The 16,558-nt window shown below is 74.0% G+C and carries 13 protein-coding genes; 6 read left to right on the forward strand and 7 right to left on the reverse strand.

The annotated features are described in order from the left end of the window. The first annotated feature begins 192 nt into the window (after positions 1 to 192). Both LRS74_RS18760 and LRS74_RS18765 read left to right on the forward strand, forming a co-directional pair. Positions 193 to 1,689, forward strand: a complete 1,497-nt coding sequence (locus LRS74_RS18760) for a hypothetical protein (protein WP_277742076.1) — start codon at positions 193 to 195, stop codon at positions 1,687 to 1,689. A gap of 138 nt (positions 1,690 to 1,827) precedes the next feature. Next, a complete protein-coding gene (locus tag LRS74_RS18765; protein ID WP_277742077.1) occupies positions 1,828 to 2,505 on the forward strand; it encodes a haloacid dehalogenase-like hydrolase in 678 nt (225 codons plus the stop codon). Here the strand turns inward: LRS74_RS18765 and LRS74_RS18770 are convergent. Further along, on the reverse strand, positions 2,430 to 2,687 hold the full coding sequence (locus LRS74_RS18770; protein ID WP_277744817.1) for a hypothetical protein: 258 nt from the start codon (positions 2,685 to 2,687) through the stop codon (positions 2,430 to 2,432). The genes LRS74_RS18765 and LRS74_RS18770 overlap by 76 nt on opposite strands. A gap of 246 nt (positions 2,688 to 2,933) precedes the next feature. Between LRS74_RS18770 and LRS74_RS18775 the strand changes: the two genes are divergently transcribed. Further along, on the forward strand, positions 2,934 to 3,317 hold the full coding sequence (locus tag LRS74_RS18775; protein WP_144386483.1) for a cold-shock protein: 384 nt from the start codon (positions 2,934 to 2,936) through the stop codon (positions 3,315 to 3,317). A gap of 250 nt (positions 3,318 to 3,567) precedes the next feature. Here the strand turns inward: LRS74_RS18775 and LRS74_RS18780 are convergent, their stop codons facing one another. From LRS74_RS18780 to LRS74_RS18795, 4 genes are read right to left on the reverse strand one after another with little or no spacing between them, the layout of a single operon-like run. Next, positions 3,568 to 4,413, reverse strand: coding sequence for a 1,4-dihydroxy-6-naphthoate synthase (locus LRS74_RS18780; protein ID WP_277742078.1), 846 nt, complete (start codon positions 4,411 to 4,413; stop codon positions 3,568 to 3,570). Beyond that, a complete protein-coding gene (locus LRS74_RS18785; protein ID WP_277742079.1) occupies positions 4,406 to 5,182 on the reverse strand; it encodes a futalosine hydrolase in 777 nt (258 codons plus the stop codon). The genes LRS74_RS18780 and LRS74_RS18785 overlap by 8 nt, the downstream gene beginning before the upstream one ends. Further along, positions 5,152 to 5,649 (reverse strand): hypothetical protein, encoded by a 498-nt coding sequence (locus tag LRS74_RS18790; RefSeq protein ID WP_277742080.1) that lies wholly within the window; start codon positions 5,647 to 5,649, stop codon positions 5,152 to 5,154. Before LRS74_RS18790 ends, LRS74_RS18785 begins: the two co-directional genes overlap by 31 nt. Before the next feature lie 26 nt (positions 5,650 to 5,675). After that, on the reverse strand, positions 5,676 to 7,025 hold the full coding sequence (locus LRS74_RS18795) for an MFS transporter (protein WP_277742081.1): 1,350 nt from the start codon (positions 7,023 to 7,025) through the stop codon (positions 5,676 to 5,678). A gap of 447 nt (positions 7,026 to 7,472) precedes the next feature. Here LRS74_RS18795 and LRS74_RS18800 point away from each other — a divergent pair, with 447 nt between their 5' ends. Together LRS74_RS18800 and LRS74_RS18805 are read left to right on the forward strand one after the other, a co-directional pair. Then, positions 7,473 to 8,378: a DUF3027 domain-containing protein gene (locus LRS74_RS18800; protein ID WP_277742082.1), complete on the forward strand. Its 906-nt coding sequence runs from the start codon at positions 7,473 to 7,475 to the stop codon at positions 8,376 to 8,378. 381 nt (positions 8,379 to 8,759) lie between these two features. Next, entirely contained in the window at positions 8,760 to 12,134 is a 3,375-nt protein-coding gene (locus LRS74_RS18805) for a molecular chaperone Hsp90 (RefSeq protein WP_277744818.1), read from the forward strand. A 158-nt stretch (positions 12,135 to 12,292) separates the two neighbouring features. Here the strand turns inward: LRS74_RS18805 and LRS74_RS18810 are convergent, their stop codons facing one another. Next, a complete protein-coding gene (locus tag LRS74_RS18810; RefSeq protein WP_277742083.1) occupies positions 12,293 to 13,111 on the reverse strand; it encodes an SAM-dependent methyltransferase in 819 nt (272 codons plus the stop codon). Positions 13,112 to 13,268: 157 nt separating this feature from the next. Between LRS74_RS18810 and LRS74_RS18815 the strand changes: the two genes are divergently transcribed. Continuing rightward, a complete protein-coding gene (locus LRS74_RS18815; RefSeq protein ID WP_277742084.1) occupies positions 13,269 to 14,042 on the forward strand; it encodes a calcium-binding protein in 774 nt (257 codons plus the stop codon). A 43-nt stretch (positions 14,043 to 14,085) separates the two neighbouring features. Here the strand turns inward: LRS74_RS18815 and LRS74_RS18820 are convergent, their stop codons facing one another. Further along, positions 14,086 to 16,476: a cation-translocating P-type ATPase gene (locus LRS74_RS18820; protein ID WP_277742085.1), complete on the reverse strand. Its 2,391-nt coding sequence runs from the start codon at positions 16,474 to 16,476 to the stop codon at positions 14,086 to 14,088. Positions 16,477 to 16,558: the final 82 nt, after the last annotated feature.

The following is a 16,558-nucleotide window of genomic DNA, read 5'->3' on the forward strand; positions in this document are numbered from 1 at the left end:
GTACGGGCGAGGCGGGGGCGGGGTGCGGGGCGCGGTCCCGCCACGCTGCGGAAGGCGCGGCCCAGGTCGCGCGCGCGTCCCGGCGCGGCGGGGGGCGGGCGCGGTACCGTCGATGGGGTTTGGAACGGGTCGCCGTGCTGCTCGGCGCGCTGGCGGTGGGCCCGTCCGTAGGGGCTTTTGGCGGGGGGTCTGGTGGGGATCGAGAGCGATCGGCTCGTCTACGACTATCTGAGCCGCGTCGGCGACCTGGCTCAGCAACAGGGCCTGCCCTCCCGCGATCGCATGCGGCTGGTGGCGACCCTGCGCGCCCGGATCGACGAGAGCCGGGCCGGGGCCGGAGCGGGCGGCGACAGCGCGGCCGGCGTCAAGCGCATCCTGGGGCGGCTGGGCACGCCCACGGAGGTCGTGGCCCAGGCGGAGGCGGGGGTACGGGCGCGCGCGGTGTCGGCCCCGGAGCCGTCCGGCGGCGTGACGCCGTCCGCGGCGGCGGGCTCCGGTACCCCGTCCGCGGACGGGGTGTCTCCACGGGGCGCGGCATCCGTCTCCGCCGCGGCCGCGATGCCGAAGGCGGCCGGGCGGGGTGTGACGGCGGAAGCGGGACGGGCCTCGGCCCACGCGTCGGAGGTGACGGCCTCGGAGGCCACGGTGTCAGAGGCCACGGCGTGGCAGGCGGCCGCGCCGCGCGGCGCGGCCGCCGCGGCGGGGGCGGCCACCCCGCCGGACGCCTCCGGGCGGTACGACGCGCGGCCGCGGTACGACGACGCCCCGGTCCCGCAGCCGCCCACCGTCCCCGCGCCCACCGTCCCCACCAGCCCCACCGGGCCCGCCACGCCGACGGCGCCCCGCGAGAGCGCCGAGTCGCAGGCGCCCGGCGGGATGCGCAAGGCGGGGCGTACGGCGCGGGAGAGGCTGGCGGGGCTGGCTGAGCGCAGTGGTCTGGGAGGGCTGGGCGGGAAGGTCGTGCCCCCGCGGGAGGGTGCCGCCCCGGTGCCGGCGGCCGGAGTCGACGCGCCGCGGACCGCCTCGCCGCCGCACCTGGCCGGTGAGGACGAGCTGAGCTCGCGTGAGTCGAACCCCGACTGGTGGCGGACGGAGCCGGGGCCGTTCTCGCCCCGCGAGGATGTGCCGTTCGGCCAGGTGGACGGGTTCAGCGGTGGCATCGAGCTTCCCGAGCTGCTCAAGCCGCCGTCGGAGCAGCGGGAGAAGCCCGAGCGGGAGGCCGACGCGGAGGCGGCGGCCGGGGCCGGCGACGGCGCCTCGGACGGTCGGTCCACGGGCGGCGGCGGCCGCGGGCTGCTCCGCCGCACCCTGCGGCGCCGCACCACCAAGGCCGACGGTGCCCCGCGCGGCAGCCTCGGCCCGCTCCTGCTGCTGGCCGTCGCCCTCCTCGTCGCGGGCGCCGTCATGGCCAACGTGCTGGTCCTCGCCTTCGGCTGGCTGATCGCGTACTACACGCCGCGGCTCACCCCCGGCGAGCGCAAAGCTGCCGTGTTCGGCGTCCCGGGCACGGTCGCCCTCGGCGCGATGGTCTGGCTCTGGGGGCGGCTGAACGAGCGTTGGGGCGCGCCGATCCCCGAACACGGGCTCGGCGACGCCGTCCAGGACGCCTGGCCCGTCGTCGTCCGCGCGGCGGCCGTCGCCTCGGCCCTCTTCCTGATCTGGCGCGCCCGACGCCGCACCCCGGCCTGACCGCGGCCCGCCGCCGCTCCCCGCGGCGGGCGGGTGCGGGTGCGGTGGTGCCCTGTCCGCCCGCCCCGGCGCCGATCCCGCGGCGCCGTCAAGGCATGGCACAACTCGCCCCGTCGGGGCCACGGCACAATGGCGGGCATGGCTGCGCACCCGTTCACGGTCGGTTTCGACCTCGATATGACGCTCGTCGACTCGCGCCCCGGCATCAAGGCCGCCTATCTGGAGCTGACCGCCCGCACCGGTGTCACCATCGACGCCGAGCTCGCGATCACCCGGCTCGGTCCGCCGCTGGAGCAGGAGCTGGCCCACTGGTTCCCCGCCGAGCGCGTCGACGAGGTGGCCGATCTCTACCGGGCGCTCTACCCGCGGCACGCGATAGCCCCCAGCCTCGCGATGCCCGGCGCCCGGGAGGCCGTCGCCGCCGTGCGGCGGCTGGGTGGGCGGGCCATCGTGGTGACCGCCAAGCACGAGCCCAACGCCAAGCTGCACCTGAGCCATCTGGGCATCGAGGCGGACGCCGTCATCGGCTGGCTGTGGGCGGAGGCCAAGGCGGAGGCGCTGCGCGAGCACGGCGCCAGTGTGTACGTGGGCGACCACACCGGGGACGTGCGCGGAGCCCGCACCGCCGGGGCGCACTCGGTCGCCGTGTCCACCGGGCCCTGCGAGGCGGACGAGTTGCGAGCGGCGGGCGCCGATGTGGTGCTGCCCGACCTGACCGCGTTCCCGGCGTGGCTGGAACGCTACGCGGAGGGCCCCGAGGCCGTCGCCGGCTCCGTCGCCCCGGAGGACCGCGCCGCAGCCACCGACCTGGCCTGACGGCGCTGCGCCCCGATCGACCGGAACACCCCCGCCGCGGCGATCATGAAGCCGACCCCCATCAACATGCTGACCAGGTAGGCGGCGGTGGGCAGCGGGTCCGAGCCCAGCAGCAGCGGGGCGACGGTGGCCAGGGTGGCCACCGCGCCGATCACGAAGACGATGGTCCCGGCCTGGACCAGCCGGTCGCCGGGGCCTGGTCCGGGGCGGTCGACCCGGCCCGCGGGGGCGGTCGGCCGGGGAAGAGGTGTGTCGCTCACCGCTCCAGGGTAGGTGGCTTTCAGAAGCGCGTAGGAACCACCCGGGTACGTCTTGTCACCAGGCTCCGGACCATTAGCCTTGGTGGTGGCGGGTCTGACGACCCGCTGTAGTGCTATCCAGAGCTGTTTTTCCGTGATCCGACGAGTGACGAGGACGAGGACAAAGACGTGCCTACCGGCAAGGTCAAGTGGTTCAACAGCGAGAAGGGCTTCGGCTTTCTCTCCCGTGACGACGGCGGTGACGTCTTCGTGCACTCCTCAGTGCTCCCGGCAGGCGTCGACTCGCTGAAGCCAGGCCAGCGCGTCGAGTTCGGTGTGGTCGCCGGGCAGCGCGGCGACCAGGCGCTGAGTGTGAACGTTCTCGACCCGGCCCCCTCCGTCGCGGCCGCCCAGCGACGCAAGCCGGACGAGCTGGCCTCGATCGTGCAGGACCTGACCACGCTGCTGGAGAACGTCACCCAGCAGCTGGAGCGCGGCCGGTACCCGGACAAGGCCCACGGCTCCAAGATCGCGGGCATGCTGCGCGCGGTCGCCGACCAGCTGGACGTCTGAGCGGGCGTCTCGCCGACCTCCGGCGCGGTCCGGCGCGCCGCCCGGAGGAGTCCTTGATCGGTCGACGAACGGTCGACGGTTGATCGATTTCAGCGCCGACCACGTCTAGTGCGGCTACCGCATCCGTACCAAGCCCGGTGATCACTCATCCCAGTGATCACCAGAGTCGAACGGGTGAATCCCGACGTCGCGAGTCGCGTCGCCGATCAGGCCAGGAGGCGTCGCCGACCAGGCGAAGTCGCGTGGCCGATCAGACGAAACCGAGCGCATCCCGGCCGAGGGGCGGCACCAGCCCCTCGGCCGCCGCACGCGTCAGCAGCCCGCGCACCGCGGCGTACCCGGACTCGCCGAGGTCCGCGGTGAACTCGTTCACGTACAGACCGATGTGCTGGTCGGCGACGGCCGGGTCCATCTCCTGCGCGTGTGAGAGCACATACGCGCGCGAGGCTTCGGGGTCGTCCCAGGCCATGCGCACCGAGGTGCGGGCCGCCTCCGCCAGCGCGCGCAGCCGCTCCGAGCCCAGCGAACGCTTGGCGATGATCGCGCCGAGCGGGATCGGCAGCCCGGTGGTGGACTCCCAGTGCTGGCCCATGTCGGCCAGGCAGTGCAGCCCGTAGTCCCGGTAGGTGAAGCGGGCCTCGTGGATCACCAGCCCGGCGTCCACCTTCCCGTCCCGTACGGCGGGCATGATCTCGTGGAACGGCAGCACCACCACGTTCGTCACGCCGTCCGAGAGGGTGTCCGCGGCCCACAGCCGGAACAGCAGATACGCCGTCGAGCGCTCGCTGGGCACCGCGACCGTCTTGCCGGTGAGTTCGACGCCCGGCTCGCGGGTCAGCACCAGCGGCCCGCAGCCGCGTCCCAGCGCCCCGCCGCACGGCAGCAGTGCGTACTCGTCCAGCACCCAGGGCAGCACCGCGTACGACACCTTCAGGACGTCGTACTCGCCGCGCTCCGCCATCCCGTTGGTGATGTCGATGTCGGCGAAGGTGACATCGAGGGCGGGGGCCCCGGGCACCTTGCCGTGCGCCCACGCGTGGAAGACGAAGGTGTCGTTGGGACAGGGCGAGTAAGCGATCTTCAGCGACTCAGTCATCGGTCTCTCCGTGCCTCCCCGGCTCTTTCCAGCCCTCGACCACGGGAACGAGTCTGCCGAACGCGGTGGCCAACGCGTCCAGCGCCGCTCCGATCCGCCATGCCGCGCGGTCCCGCGGCCCCACCGCGTTGGACACCGCCCGCACTTCCAGCACCGGCAGCCCGTGCGCGGCGGCCGCCTCGGCCACCCCGAACCCCTCCATCGCCTCGGCCGCCGCGTCCGGGTGGCGCGCCAGCAGCGCGGCCGCCCGCTCGGCGCTGCCGGTGACGGTGGAGACGGTGAGCACGCTCCCGCGCGCCGCGCCGGTCGCCTCGGCGGCGGCCGCCGCCAGCGCGGGCGGCGGGCGGTGGGTCACGGTGCCGAAGCCCAGCTCCGCGACGGAGGCGAAGCCGCCGGGGGTCTCGGCCCCCAGATCTGCGGCGACGATCGTGTCGGCGACCACCAGTGAACCCACCGGGGCGACCGGAAAGCCGCCGCCGATGCCGGCGGAGACGACCAGGGCGTAGCCGGTGCCGCGGGCGGCCGCGGAGGCCAGCGCGGTGGCGGTGGCGGCGGCCGCGGCCGCGGGGCCGACCCCGCCTTCGATCACCACGAAGCCCCGGCCCGTGCCCCCGGCGTCCGGGAGGCTCGGGCCGCCGGTCGGCGAGGCGTCGACGCGGCACGCGCTCGCGCCCACGCCGCGCACCACGGCATCCCGCTCGGCGGCTACCGCGGTGACGACGAGGATCCGGCCGTCCGTCAGGACTCCTGCTTGAGGTTGAAGTGCCACAGGCCCTTGGGGCCGCTCTCACCGGCCTCGACGACGGTCAGCGTGACCTCCTTGAGGGGGATGAGCTGCCCCGTCTCGTCCTGGCGGACGAAGAGCAGGTCGGAGTCGAAGCTCCGGTAGGTGGCCTTGGTGTCGTCCACCACCACCCGGCCGCCGGCGACCAGCGTCCAGCCGGACTCGGCGATCTCCGGGTCCACGCCGACGCGCACCTTCTCACCGCTGTGCACGGTGAGGGTCCTGGTGCCCTCCCTGTTCAGGCAGGCACGCCACTTCTCCTCCTCGAGGGCCTTGCCGTCGGTGTAGCAGCCCTTGGTGGCCTCGGTGGTCTTCGAGGTGGAACCGACCGTCACCGTCGCCAACGGGGTCGGCTTGTCGCAGGCGGTGAGGGCGACAAGCCCGAGAGTCACGGCACCGACGGCGGCAGCGGCACGTCGGCCCTTGCCCCGGGAAAACAACGCAGCGGTCATGTCGGCAGGCTATCTGGCCGCCGGGTTCACGCCACGCGGGGGTGCGGCGTGCCGCGCCGACCGGCCGCCAGCAGCCCCCGTACGGTCGTCGCCGTGCCCAGCGCGATCACCCCCGCGGCGACCGACATCCCGAGCACGCCGTTGAGCGGCAGCGCGATGCCGACGGCTCCGCCCACCACCCAGGACAGCTGCAGGGTGGTCTCGGAACGGGAGAACGCCGAGGTGCGCACCGTTTCCGGCACGTCCCGCTGGATCAGCGCGTCCAGCGACAGCTTCACCAGCGCCTGGGAGATGCCGGCGGTCGCCGCGACCACGGCCACCAGCACCGTGGAGTACAGCGCGGCGGACGCCACCAGAACGCCCAGCGCCGTGCTGAGGACGACGGCGATGATCCGCTCCGGACCGCGCGATTTCAGCCATGCTCCGATCGCCGTGCCCAGGGCGTTGCCGCCGCCCGCCGCCACCGCCACGATGCCCAGCGACATCTCCGGGCTCAGCCCGCCCATCGGGTGCTCGCGGAGCAGGAAGGCCAGGAAGAGGGTGAGGAAGCCGGAGAGGCATTTCACCGAGGCGCACGCCTGGAGCGCGTGCAGCACCGAGGGGCCGACCGTGCGCAGCCCCGGCCGCCTGGCCTTCTCGGTGCTGCTGGTGGCCTTGCCGGTGCCGGCCCGGTGCATCGCGTGCGGCAGGTGCAGATGGTGTTCGCCGGAGGTCAGCTGGGCGCGGGCCTCACCCTTGGCCGAGTCGACCTTGTGCGGCAGCGTGAACGACAGAAAGGCCCCCGCCGCGAACACCACGAACGCCCCGTACAGCGGCCAGCCCGGGCCGATCTGGTGCAGCCCGGCGCCCAGCGGGGCGGCGATGCCGGTGGCCAGCAGCCCGGCCAGGGTCACCCGTGAGTTCGCCTTCACCAGCGAGAAGCGCGGCGGCAACAGGCGCGGCACCACGGCGGAGCGCACGACCCCGTACGCCTTGGAGGCCACCAGCACGCCCAGCGCCGCCGGATACAGCTCCAGCCCCCCGCCGGCCACCGCCCCCGCCATCGTCAGCGCCAGCAGCGCCCGGGTCAGCATCGAGCCGGCCATCGCCGCCCGACGGCCGTGCGGCAGCCGGTCCAGCAGCGGGCCGATGATCGGCGCGAGCAGGGCGAAGGGGGCCATCGTGATGGCCAGATAGAGGGCCACCCGGCCGCGAGCCTGGTCGGTGGGGACCGAGAAGAAGACCGTGGACGCCAGCGCGATGGTGATCATCATGTCGCCCGCGGAGTTCACCGCGTGCAGCTCGATCAGCTTGCCCAGGCCGGATTCACCCGCGCCGTGGGCGTGGGTGGCGCGCCGGATGGAGCGGCCCGTGAACGCGAACGGATGCCGGATCACCCGGCCGAGGGTCCGGAAGACTCCCGGCCGCCGGGGCTCGTCACTGGAGCTGACGTTCTTCCTCACCCGACGTGCCACCCGGAGTGTCACCCGACCTTTCACCCGCCTCGCGCCGGCCCACCGCCCCATGGTCCCGCCAACCCGGCGCGGGAGTGCGGCTTTGCGGCGTCTTTCCGGCCGCGAGCCGCCGCGAGGTCGGACTTCGTCGTGGACGGGGTAGGGATGGCAGCGCTGAACAAGGTAGCGTGCGTAACGCGCCACCGGCGGTCGTTCTTGGCCACGCCCCCAGTCACTATCCCGCAGAATGGGACGTGAGGGTGCGCCCGAGTGCTGATCGGGCGCGGACGTCGACGCGGTCCCACGGTCCGCTCCGTCCGCCTCCCCGGCCGCAGGGCCGGCGCACTCGTGAGACGGCGTAGGAGAGAATCGATTCTTGTGAGTGCTGCGATGCGAAGCCGTACCCCGGACCGTCTGTGCGCCGAGGCAGTCGAACTCGCCCGCGAGGCGGCGCAGCAGGCGGCGCTCCCCGGAGAGGTGGGCGAGCACGTCGGCGTCGTCGCCGACGGAGACCGTGTCGTCACGCACCTCTTCGAGTGCAGGGAGCCCGGTTACCGCGGCTGGCGCTGGGCCGTGACCGTTGCCCGCGCCTCCCGCGCGAAGGCCGTCACCCTCGACGAGACCGTGCTGCTCCCCGGCGACGACGCGCTGCTGGCGCCCGAGTGGGTGCCGTGGAGCGAGCGGCTGCGCCCCGGCGACCTCGGCCCCGGTGACCTGCTGCCCACCCAGGCCGACGACCTGCGCCTGGAGCCCGGCTTCACCGGCGAGGACGTCCCGCCGCCGAACGCGGTGGTCTCCGAGGAGATGGAGCAGCTCGCGGCGGTCGAGGACGCCGAGGTCACCGCCGGCTCGCCCGCCACCCAGCCCACCACCCCGGCCCGCGGCAGCATCGCCGCCCTGGCCGAGGAGCTCGGCATGCGCCGCGCCCGGGTGCTCTCCCGCTACGGCCTGCACACCGCCGCCGACCGCTGGGACGAGTCCTACGGCGCCAAGACCCCCATGGCCCAGGCCGCCCCCGCGTCCTGCATGACCTGCGGTTTCCTGGTGCCCCTGGCCGGCTCCCTGCGCCAGGCGTTCGGCGTGTGCGCCAACGAGTTCAGCCCCGCCGACGGCCGGGTCGTCTCCCTCACCTACGGCTGCGGCGGCCACTCCGAGGCCGCCGTCATGCCCAAGCCGCCGCAGCCCGCGCAGCCCGTCATCGACGAGACGATCGTCGAGCCGATGCCGCTGCACCCCGACCGCACCGGCGGCTCCGTGGAGCCGGAGGCTCCGCAGGAGGAGCTGGGCCACTCCTGACGCCCCCGTTCCCTGCGGCCCGCCCTGCTTCGGCCTGAGCGCTGAGCCTGGTGGGGCGGCACCGGCGGATGCCGGGTGCCGTGGTCGTCTGCCGGGGGCGTACGCCGTAGTCGTCTGCCGTGGTCGTTCAGGACCGTGCGGCCTTCGCGGCGGAGAAGGAGCCCTGCTCGGAATCGTTTGTCCTGATGCTTGCTCTGGGACAAGTTTCTCTGCGCGGGGTGTCCGCTTCCGGCGACCGACCGGGTCGGGTGGAGGCAGGGCCAGCGCGAGCGCAGGATCGAGATGGCGGTACGTTCGCCGCATGCAGTCGTGCGGGCGTACCCGTGCGGCGAAACGGATGCAGCGGCCAGGACCCGGAGGCGAAACGTGAGCAGCACGGCGATGGTGCGAGGCGCGGCCGAGGACGCGGACCCGTTCGGGACCGCGCGGCTGCGGCGCGGCGTGCTGGACGCGTGGTCCGCGTCGCCCGCCCGGTTCCGCGAGGACGCCAACGCCGAGGAGGACCTGGCGCTCGGCGGCTACCGCGACCGACTGGTGGTGGAGCTCGCCCAGAACGCCTCGGACGCCGCCGCCCGGGCCGGCGTCCCCGGCCGACTGCGGCTCACCCTGCACCCCGCGACGGGGGACGACCCCGCCGTTCTCGCGGCCGCCAACACCGGCGCCCCGCTGGACGCCGCGGGCGTGGAGTCGCTGGCCACTCTGCGGGCCTCCGCCAAGCGGGACGACGCGGCGGCGGACCTCGCCGTCGGCCGCTTCGGCGTCGGCTTCGCGGCGGTGCTCGCGGTGAGCGACGAGCCTGCGGTCGTGGGCCGCACCGGCGGGGTGCGCTGGTCGCTGGCGGAGGCCCGGGAGCTGGCCCGGGGCGCCGCCGAGGCCAGCTCGGGGCTGGCGGACGAACTGCGCCGGCGCGAGGACCATGTGCCGCTGCTGCGCCTGCCGCTGCCCGCCGAGGGCACCGCCCCTGAGAGCTATGACACCGTCGTGGTGCTGCCCCTACGGGACGCCGCCGCCGAGGATCTGACGCAGCGTCTACTCGCCGCCGTCGACGACGCCCTGCTGCTCACCCTGCCAGGACTGACCGAGGTGGTCGTCGCCACCCCGCAGTCCGTACGGACGCTGCGCCGCCGCCAGGACGGGCCGTACGCGGTCGTCGAGGACGAGACGGTTCCCGCCGCCGCCGCGGGAGCCGCCGCCTCGACCGCGGTGCGGCGTTGGCGCACCGAGCGGGCCGGCGGGCGGCTGGAGCAGGAACTGCTGGCCGACCGGCCGGTGGAGGAGCGGCTGCGCCCGGTGTGGTCGGTGACCTGGGCGGTTCCGGTGGACGCCGCGGGCGAGCCGGTGCGGCCGGAGACGGCCCCGGTGGTGCACGCGCCCACCCCCACCGACGAGGCGCTGGGCGTGCCGGCCCTGCTGATCGCGTCCTTCCCGCTGGAGCCCACCCGCCGTCACGCGGCCCCGGGGCCGCTCACCGACTTCCTGCTGGCGCGGGCCGGTGAGGCGTACGCGGGCCTGCTGCGCGAATGGCACCCGGTGAGCACCGGAACGCTCGACCTGGTGCCGGGACCGCTGGGGAAGGGCGAGCTCGACGGGCGGCTGCGCCAGGAGATCCTGCGCCATCTGCCCCATGTCCCCTTCCTGCCCAGCGCCGCGGCGCCGGCCGTGGGCGGCGACGAAACCGGCCGCGAGCTGTGGCCCGAGAGCGGGGACGCCTGGACCACCGGCCCGGCCGAGCCCGCCACGGCACCCCCGGCCCCGGAGGCGCCGGGCCTCTCTGGCGGCCCCGCCGCGGAGTGGGAGCCGCTGCCCGCGGGTGCCGGCGGCGAGCCGATCGCTCTGCGCCCGCGGGACGCGGAGCTGGTGGAGGGCGCGGGCGCGGAGACCGTACGGGTGCTGGCCGAGCTCTTCCCGGGGCTGCTGCCCGCCGGGCTGGAGCGCCGGCCGGGCTTGCGGGTGCTGGAGGTGGCGCGGGTCCCGCTGGGTGAGGTCATCGACCGGCTGGCGGGCGTGGAGCGTTCGCCGGGGTGGTGGTGGCGGCTGTACGACTCGCTGGCCGGGGTGGACCCGGACCGGCTGAGCGGGCTGCCGGTGCCGCTGGCGGACGGGCGCACCACCATCGGCCCGCGGCAGGTGCTGCTGCCGCTGCCGGGTGCCGAAGAGGAGACGGCGGTGCCGGCAGGCCCGGACGGGAGCGTCGAGCCGGACACCGAGGCCGTGCCCCGCCACCAGGCGCTGGCCCGGCTCGGGCTGAAGGTCGCGCACCCCGAGGCCGCCCACCCGCTGCTGGAGAAGCTCGGCGCGACCCCGGCCACCCCGCGGGCCGTGCTGACCACCCCTCAGGTGCGGGCCGCCGTCGCCGCCTCGCTCGACGACGAGGAGCGCTGGGACGAGGCCGAGGACGGCCTGGACGCGTACGAGCTGGCGGAGACCGTGCTGGGGCTTGTGCGCGACGCCCAGCTGGCCCCCGGCGACGAGCCGTGGCTGGCGGCGCTGGCGCTGCCGGACGACGAGGGCGAGCTGGCCCCCGCCGGTGAACTGGTCTTCCCGGGCAGCGACTTCGAATGGGTGATCCGCGAGGGCGAACTGCCGCCGTGCGACCCGGAGCTCGCCGCCCGCTGGGGCGAGCAGCCGCTGGCGGCGGTCGGCGTGCTGGCCGGGTTCACCCTGGTGCGCGCCGCCGATGTGGTGCTGGACCCGGACGAGCTGGAGCCGCGGGACGGCGACTGGGCGGAGCCCGACGACGCGGGGCTGCTGGACGCGGTGGACGTGTGGTGCGAGGACGTCCTGGACCGGCTGCCGGAGAGCCCGGTGCCGCCGGTGGCCACCGAGCTCGTCGCCGTGCGGGACCTGGACCTGGTGGCCGACGACGCCTGGCCGCAGGCGCTGGCGATGCTCGCCAAGCCGCCGCTGCGGGACGCGCTCACCACCCCGGTGCGGGTGCTGCTGCCGGACGGCACGACGGAGACGGTGCGCCCGTACACCGCCTGGTGGCTGCGCGGCCACCCGGTGCTGGAGGGGCGGCGGCCGGCCGGCCTGCGGGCGGCCGGGAGCGACCCACTGCTGGAGGGGCTGTACGAGCCGGCGGACGCGACCGGCTTCGACGACGAGCAGGTGCTGCGCGCGCTGGGCGTGCGCACCTCGGTGGCGGCGCTGCTGGACGAGCCGGGCGGCGCGGCCGAACTGCTGGCCCGGCTGGCCGACCCGGCCCGCGAGGTGACGGCCGCCCAGCTGCACGCCGTCTACGGGCTGCTGGCCGATCTCGACCCGGAGCAGGTCACCCTGCCGGACGAACTGCGGGCCGTGGTCGACGGCGAGGTGCGGGTGGTGGACGCGGCGGAGGCGCTGGTCGCCGACGCGCCGGACCTCCTTCCGCTGGCCGCCGGGCGGGCGCTGCTGCCGGTGCGGCCCGCGCGCGCGGCGGAGCTGGCGGAGCTGTTGCAGGTGCGGCGGTTGAGCGAGGCGTTCGCGCACGCCGCGGTGGACGGCGAGGGCGAGCTCCGGGAGGTCCCGGACGCGGTCCGAGTGCTGCTGCCGGGCGCGCCCGAGTCCTACGTCGAGCACGAGGAGCTCGTTGTCGACGGTGTCGCCCTCGACTGGCGGCGCACCCCCGACGGCGTGCTGCACGCCGCCACCCTCGAAGGCGTCGCCGCGGGGCTGGCCTGGGCGGCCGGCCACTGGCACCGCCGCTTCGAGGCCGCGGCCCTTCTGGAGGACCCCACCCGCACCGAAGAGCTCTCCCGGGACCGCTGGTTCGACTGACCCACCGTCACAGCGGCGGATCCACCCCCGGATCCGCCGCAACCCCGAGCCCACACCGCCGAGCCCACACCGCTGAGCTCTAGACGCCGAGGGGCCTCGCCCCCTCATCCGCCGCGACGGCGAGAGCACCGTTCTCCACGGCCCCTCGCCGGGAGGCGTCACCGTTTGCGGGCCACCCCGGCGAACAGGTCGATCTTCGTCTTGGCGAGCTCTACCGGGTCCTTGTCGGGTTCCGGGCGCCAGCAGTGGGCCATCTGGACGCCGGGTTCGATCAGTTCCAGGCCGTCGAAGAAGCGGACGACCTGGTCGAGCGGGCGGCCGACGACGGTCATGCCGCCCTTGCGGTAGAGCTCGGTGACCCGCTCGATGATCTTCGGATCGGAGCCGAGGGCGGTGTGGGAGAGGACGAGATAGCTGCCGGGCACGAGGGCGTCGACCAGCTCGGCGACGATGCCGTAGGGGTCGGCCTCGTCGGCGAAGAAATGCATCACGGCGTTGAGGGAGAGCGCCACGGGCCGGCTCAGATCGAGGGCCTCGCGCAGCTCGGGCGCCTCGACGATCGACCGCGGCCTGCCGAGATCGGCGTGGACGAAGGCGGTGCGGCCCTCGGGCGTGCTGCGCAACAGGGCGGTGGCGTAGGTGAGCACGATGGGGTCGTGGTCCACGTAGACGACTCTGGCGTCCGGGGCCAGACTCTGCGCGATCTGGTGGAGGTTGGGCTCCGTGGGGATGCCGGTGCCGACGTCGAGGAACTGTCGGATGCCGGCTTCGGCGGCGAGCCAGCGCGTGGCGCGTTGCATGAAGTCCCGGTTGGTCCGGGCGATCAGCCGGATCTCGGGCCAGACGGCGATGACGCCCTCGGCGGCCCGCTGGTCGACCTCGTAGTGGGTCTTGCCGCCCAGGTAGTAGTCGTACATCCGGGCGGAGTGCGGCTTGCTGGTGTCGATCTCTTCCGCGCGTAACCCGTAACTAGTCATGTTCGGAAGGCTACGTGAAAACCATGGTCAAGTTCGGCCCTGCTGAATCCTGTTGAGTATGGAGCTTCCGGGGCCGTTGTGAGTAATGCGTGAAGATCGTACTCTTGTTCTGCTCTGGCTTCGCGATGCGAAGCCTCATCATTCTGTGGGGGAATAGATGCGCAAGCGCACCTCGCTCGCCGTACTCACCGCCGCCTCGGCGGCGGTGGCCACCGTCGGACTCGCCGCCCCGGCGGCCCAGGCGGATGGTTACGGCGACACGGCGATCACCAAGGTGGTCGTCAACGGCGGCAAGAGCGTCGTCGTGGGCACCAGCGGTGCCAAGAAGTTCACGGTCTCGGTGACGGCGAAGGACAACTCCGGCATCAAGAAGGCCGAGATCAACCTGCACGGCCCGGCGTCCGGTTTCGAGCAGCCGACCTCCAAGGTCACCTGCAAGGCGGACAACGCCACCACCTCGACCTGCTCGGCCACCTTCGTGGTGGACCCGAAGGTCGACCTGTACGACAACAAGCTCGCCGGCACCTGGTACGTCTACGCGTGGGTGGACGCCGAGGACGGCGACTTCTACACGAGCGAGAAGGTCGGCTCCTTCAAGCTGCAGCGTGAGTCCAAGCTGACGGTCAACGCCTCCCCGGAGCCGGTGAAGAAGGGCAAGACCCTCACCGTCACCGGCAAGCTGACCCGCGCCCACTGGGACGTCTTCGGCGACAACAAGTGGGTCGCGCACGGCAACCAGTCCGTGAAGCTGGAGTTCCGCAAGAAGGGCGCCAAGACCTTCACCTCCGTCAAGACGGTGAAGAGCGCGTCCAACGGCGCCCTGAAGACGACGGTCAAGGCGTCGGCGGACGGCGACTGGCGCTTCAACTACGCCGGCAACACCAGCCACTCGGCGGTCGCCTCCGCGGTGGACTTCGTCGACGTGCGCTGAGACGCGCGCTGAGCTCAGCCCCCGGCCGCGCGGCCGGGGTGTCTCATGGCGCCGGTTCGCCGCCTTCCGCGGCGAACCGGCGCCATGCCACTTCCAGCCCCAGGCCGGCGAGCACCGCGATCCCGACCGCGGCCCACGGCATGGTGGTGCCGATCAGCTCGAGCGCGAAGAAGTCCTGGAGCCACGGCGTGGTGAGCACGACCAGGAAGCCGAGCGCCATGGTCAGCACCAGGGCCACCCGCCACCAGGTGTAGGGGCGGGCGACGATCGCCAGCACCCACAGCGAGATGAGGAAGAGCGTCAGCGTGGCGGCGCTGGTCTCGGCCTCCAGCGACTCGTCACCCGAGTAGTGGTGCCGGGCCAGCAGGTACGCCGCGAAGGTGGCAGCGCCCGCGATGAGCCCGGCCGGGACGGCGTACCGCATCACCCGCCGTACGAAGTGCGGTCGGGCCCGCTCCCTGTTGGGGGCGAGGGCCAGGAAGAAGGCGGGCACCCCGATGGTGAGCGTGGACAGCAGCGTCAGATGGCGGGGCAGGAACGGGTACTCCACCCGTGAGCAGACCACCAGCAGGGCGAGCAGCACCGAGTAGACGGTCTTGACCAGGAAGAGATTGGCGACCCGCTCGATGTTGCCGATGACCCGGCGGCCCTCGGCGACCACGGAGGGCAGCGCGGCGAAGCTGTTGTCGAGCAGCACGATCTGGGCCACCGCGCGCGTCGCCTCGCTGCCCGAACCCATCGCGACCCCGATGTCCGCGTCCTTCAGGGCCAGCACGTCGTTGACGCCGTCGCCGGTCATGGCGACGTTGTGGCCGCGCGACTGGAGCGCCCCCACCATGTCCCGCTTCTGCCGAGGGGTGACCCGGCCGAAGACGGCGCCGCCCTCGAGGGCGGTGGCCATCTCGCCGCGCTCGGCCGGCAGCCGACGGGCGTCGACGGGGCGCTCGGCACCGGGCAGACCGAGCTTGGTGGCGACCGCGCCGACGGAGACGGCGTTGTCGCCGGAGATCACCTTGGCGTCGACGTTCTGCTCGGCGAAGTAGCGCAGAGTGTCCCCGGCGTCGGGACGCAGCCGCTGTTCGAGCACGACGAGCGCGGCGGCCCGGACCCCCTCGGCGACCCGCGGATCGCCCAGTTCACGGTCGCTGCGGGCCAGCAGCAGCACCCGCAGTCCGCGCGCGTTGAGCTCCTCGATCCCGGCGAGCGCCGGATCGCCGTCCGGCAGCAGCACATCGGGCGCGCCCAGCAGCCAGGTGGCGCTGTCGGCCCGGCCGCCCGGCTCGGGGCCGGTGACGGTGGCGCCGCTGTACTTGCGGGCGGAGGAGAAGGGCAGTGTGGCGGTGCAGCGCCAGTCGGGGTGGCCGTCCGGACAGGCGTCGACGATGGCCTGGAGGCTGGCGTTGGGGCGCGGGTCGGCGGCGCCCAGGACGCCGAGCACGCGCCGCAGCCGCTCCTCCTCCGAGCCGTTCAGCGGGCGCAGCTCGGTGACGTCCATGCCGCCCTCGGTGAGGGTGCCCGTCTTGTCCAGACAGACCACGTCGACCCGGGCCAGCCCCTCGATCGCCGGCAGCTCCTGGACCAGGCACTGCTTACGTCCCAGCCGGATGACGCCGATCGCGAAAGCGACGGAGGTCAGCAGCACCAGTCCCTCGGGGACCATGGGCACGATCCCGGCCACCATCCGGCGCACCGACTCCCGCCAGTCGTCGCCCTCCAGCACGAACTGGCTGATGATCAGGCCGATCGCGGTCGGGATCATCATCCAGGTCACGTACTTCAGGATCTGGCTGATGCCGCTGCGCAGCTCGGAGTGGACGAGGGTGAAGCGGGACGCCTCCTCGGCGAGCTGCGCCGCGTACGCCTCGCGCCCCACCTTGGTCGCGGTGAACGCCCCGCCGCCCGCCACCACGAAGCTCCCGGACAACACCGGGTCCCCCGGCCGCTTGAGCACCGGGTCCGCCTCGCCCGTCAGCAGCGACTCGTCGATCTCCAGCCCGTCGGCCTCGGCCACCCGACCGTCGACGACGCACTTGTCCCCGGGCCCCAGCTCCACCAGGTCCCCGAGCACGATCCCAGAGGTGGGGATCTGGACGGCCGCCCCGTCCCGCCGGACGGTCGGCCTGGCCTCCCCGATCACCGCCAGGCTGTCCAGCGTCTTCTTGGCCCGCAGCTCCTGGACGATGCCGATCGCCGTGTTCGCCACGATCACGAACCCGAAGAGCCCGTCCTGGATCGGCCCCACCACCAGGATGATCAGAAACAGCACCCCGATGATCGCGTTGAACCGGGTGAACACGTTGCCGCGGACGATGTCCGCCGTCGACCGCGACGACCGAACCGGAACGTCGTTGACCTCCCCCCGGGCCACCCGTTCCGCCACCTCGCCCGCGCTGAGCCCGGGATGCGTACGCGCCATCGCCCGCGATGCGGTCATGTCTCCGACGGTACGGGGGGAATCGGGCCCTCACGCGCCGAATGGCGATACCCGCCCAGCGGCGATACGCCGCGCGGGCGCG

The organism is Streptomyces sp. LX-29 (assembly GCF_029541745.1).
Lineage (GTDB): Bacteria > Actinomycetota > Actinomycetes > Streptomycetales > Streptomycetaceae > Streptomyces.

Excerpts from the sequence above, each read along its gene's own strand:
- LRS74_RS18765 (WP_277742077.1), top strand. The coding sequence starts at position 1,828 with ATGGCTGCGCACCCGTTCACGGTCGGTTTCGACCTCGATATGACGCTC.
- LRS74_RS18780 (WP_277742078.1), bottom strand. The coding sequence starts at position 4,413 with ATGACTGAGTCGCTGAAGATCGCTTACTCGCCCTGTCCCAACGACACC.
- LRS74_RS18790 (WP_277742080.1), bottom strand. The coding sequence starts at position 5,649 with ATGACCGCTGCGTTGTTTTCCCGGGGCAAGGGCCGACGTGCCGCTGCC.
- LRS74_RS18800 (WP_277742082.1), top strand. The coding sequence starts at position 7,473 with ATGCGAAGCCGTACCCCGGACCGTCTGTGCGCCGAGGCAGTCGAACTC.
- LRS74_RS18805 (WP_277744818.1), top strand. The coding sequence starts at position 8,760 with ATGGTGCGAGGCGCGGCCGAGGACGCGGACCCGTTCGGGACCGCGCGG.
- LRS74_RS18810 (WP_277742083.1), bottom strand. The coding sequence starts at position 13,111 with ATGACTAGTTACGGGTTACGCGCGGAAGAGATCGACACCAGCAAGCCG.
- LRS74_RS18815 (WP_277742084.1), top strand. The coding sequence starts at position 13,269 with ATGCGCAAGCGCACCTCGCTCGCCGTACTCACCGCCGCCTCGGCGGCG.
- LRS74_RS18820 (WP_277742085.1), bottom strand. The coding sequence starts at position 16,476 with ATGACCGCATCGCGGGCGATGGCGCGTACGCATCCCGGGCTCAGCGCG.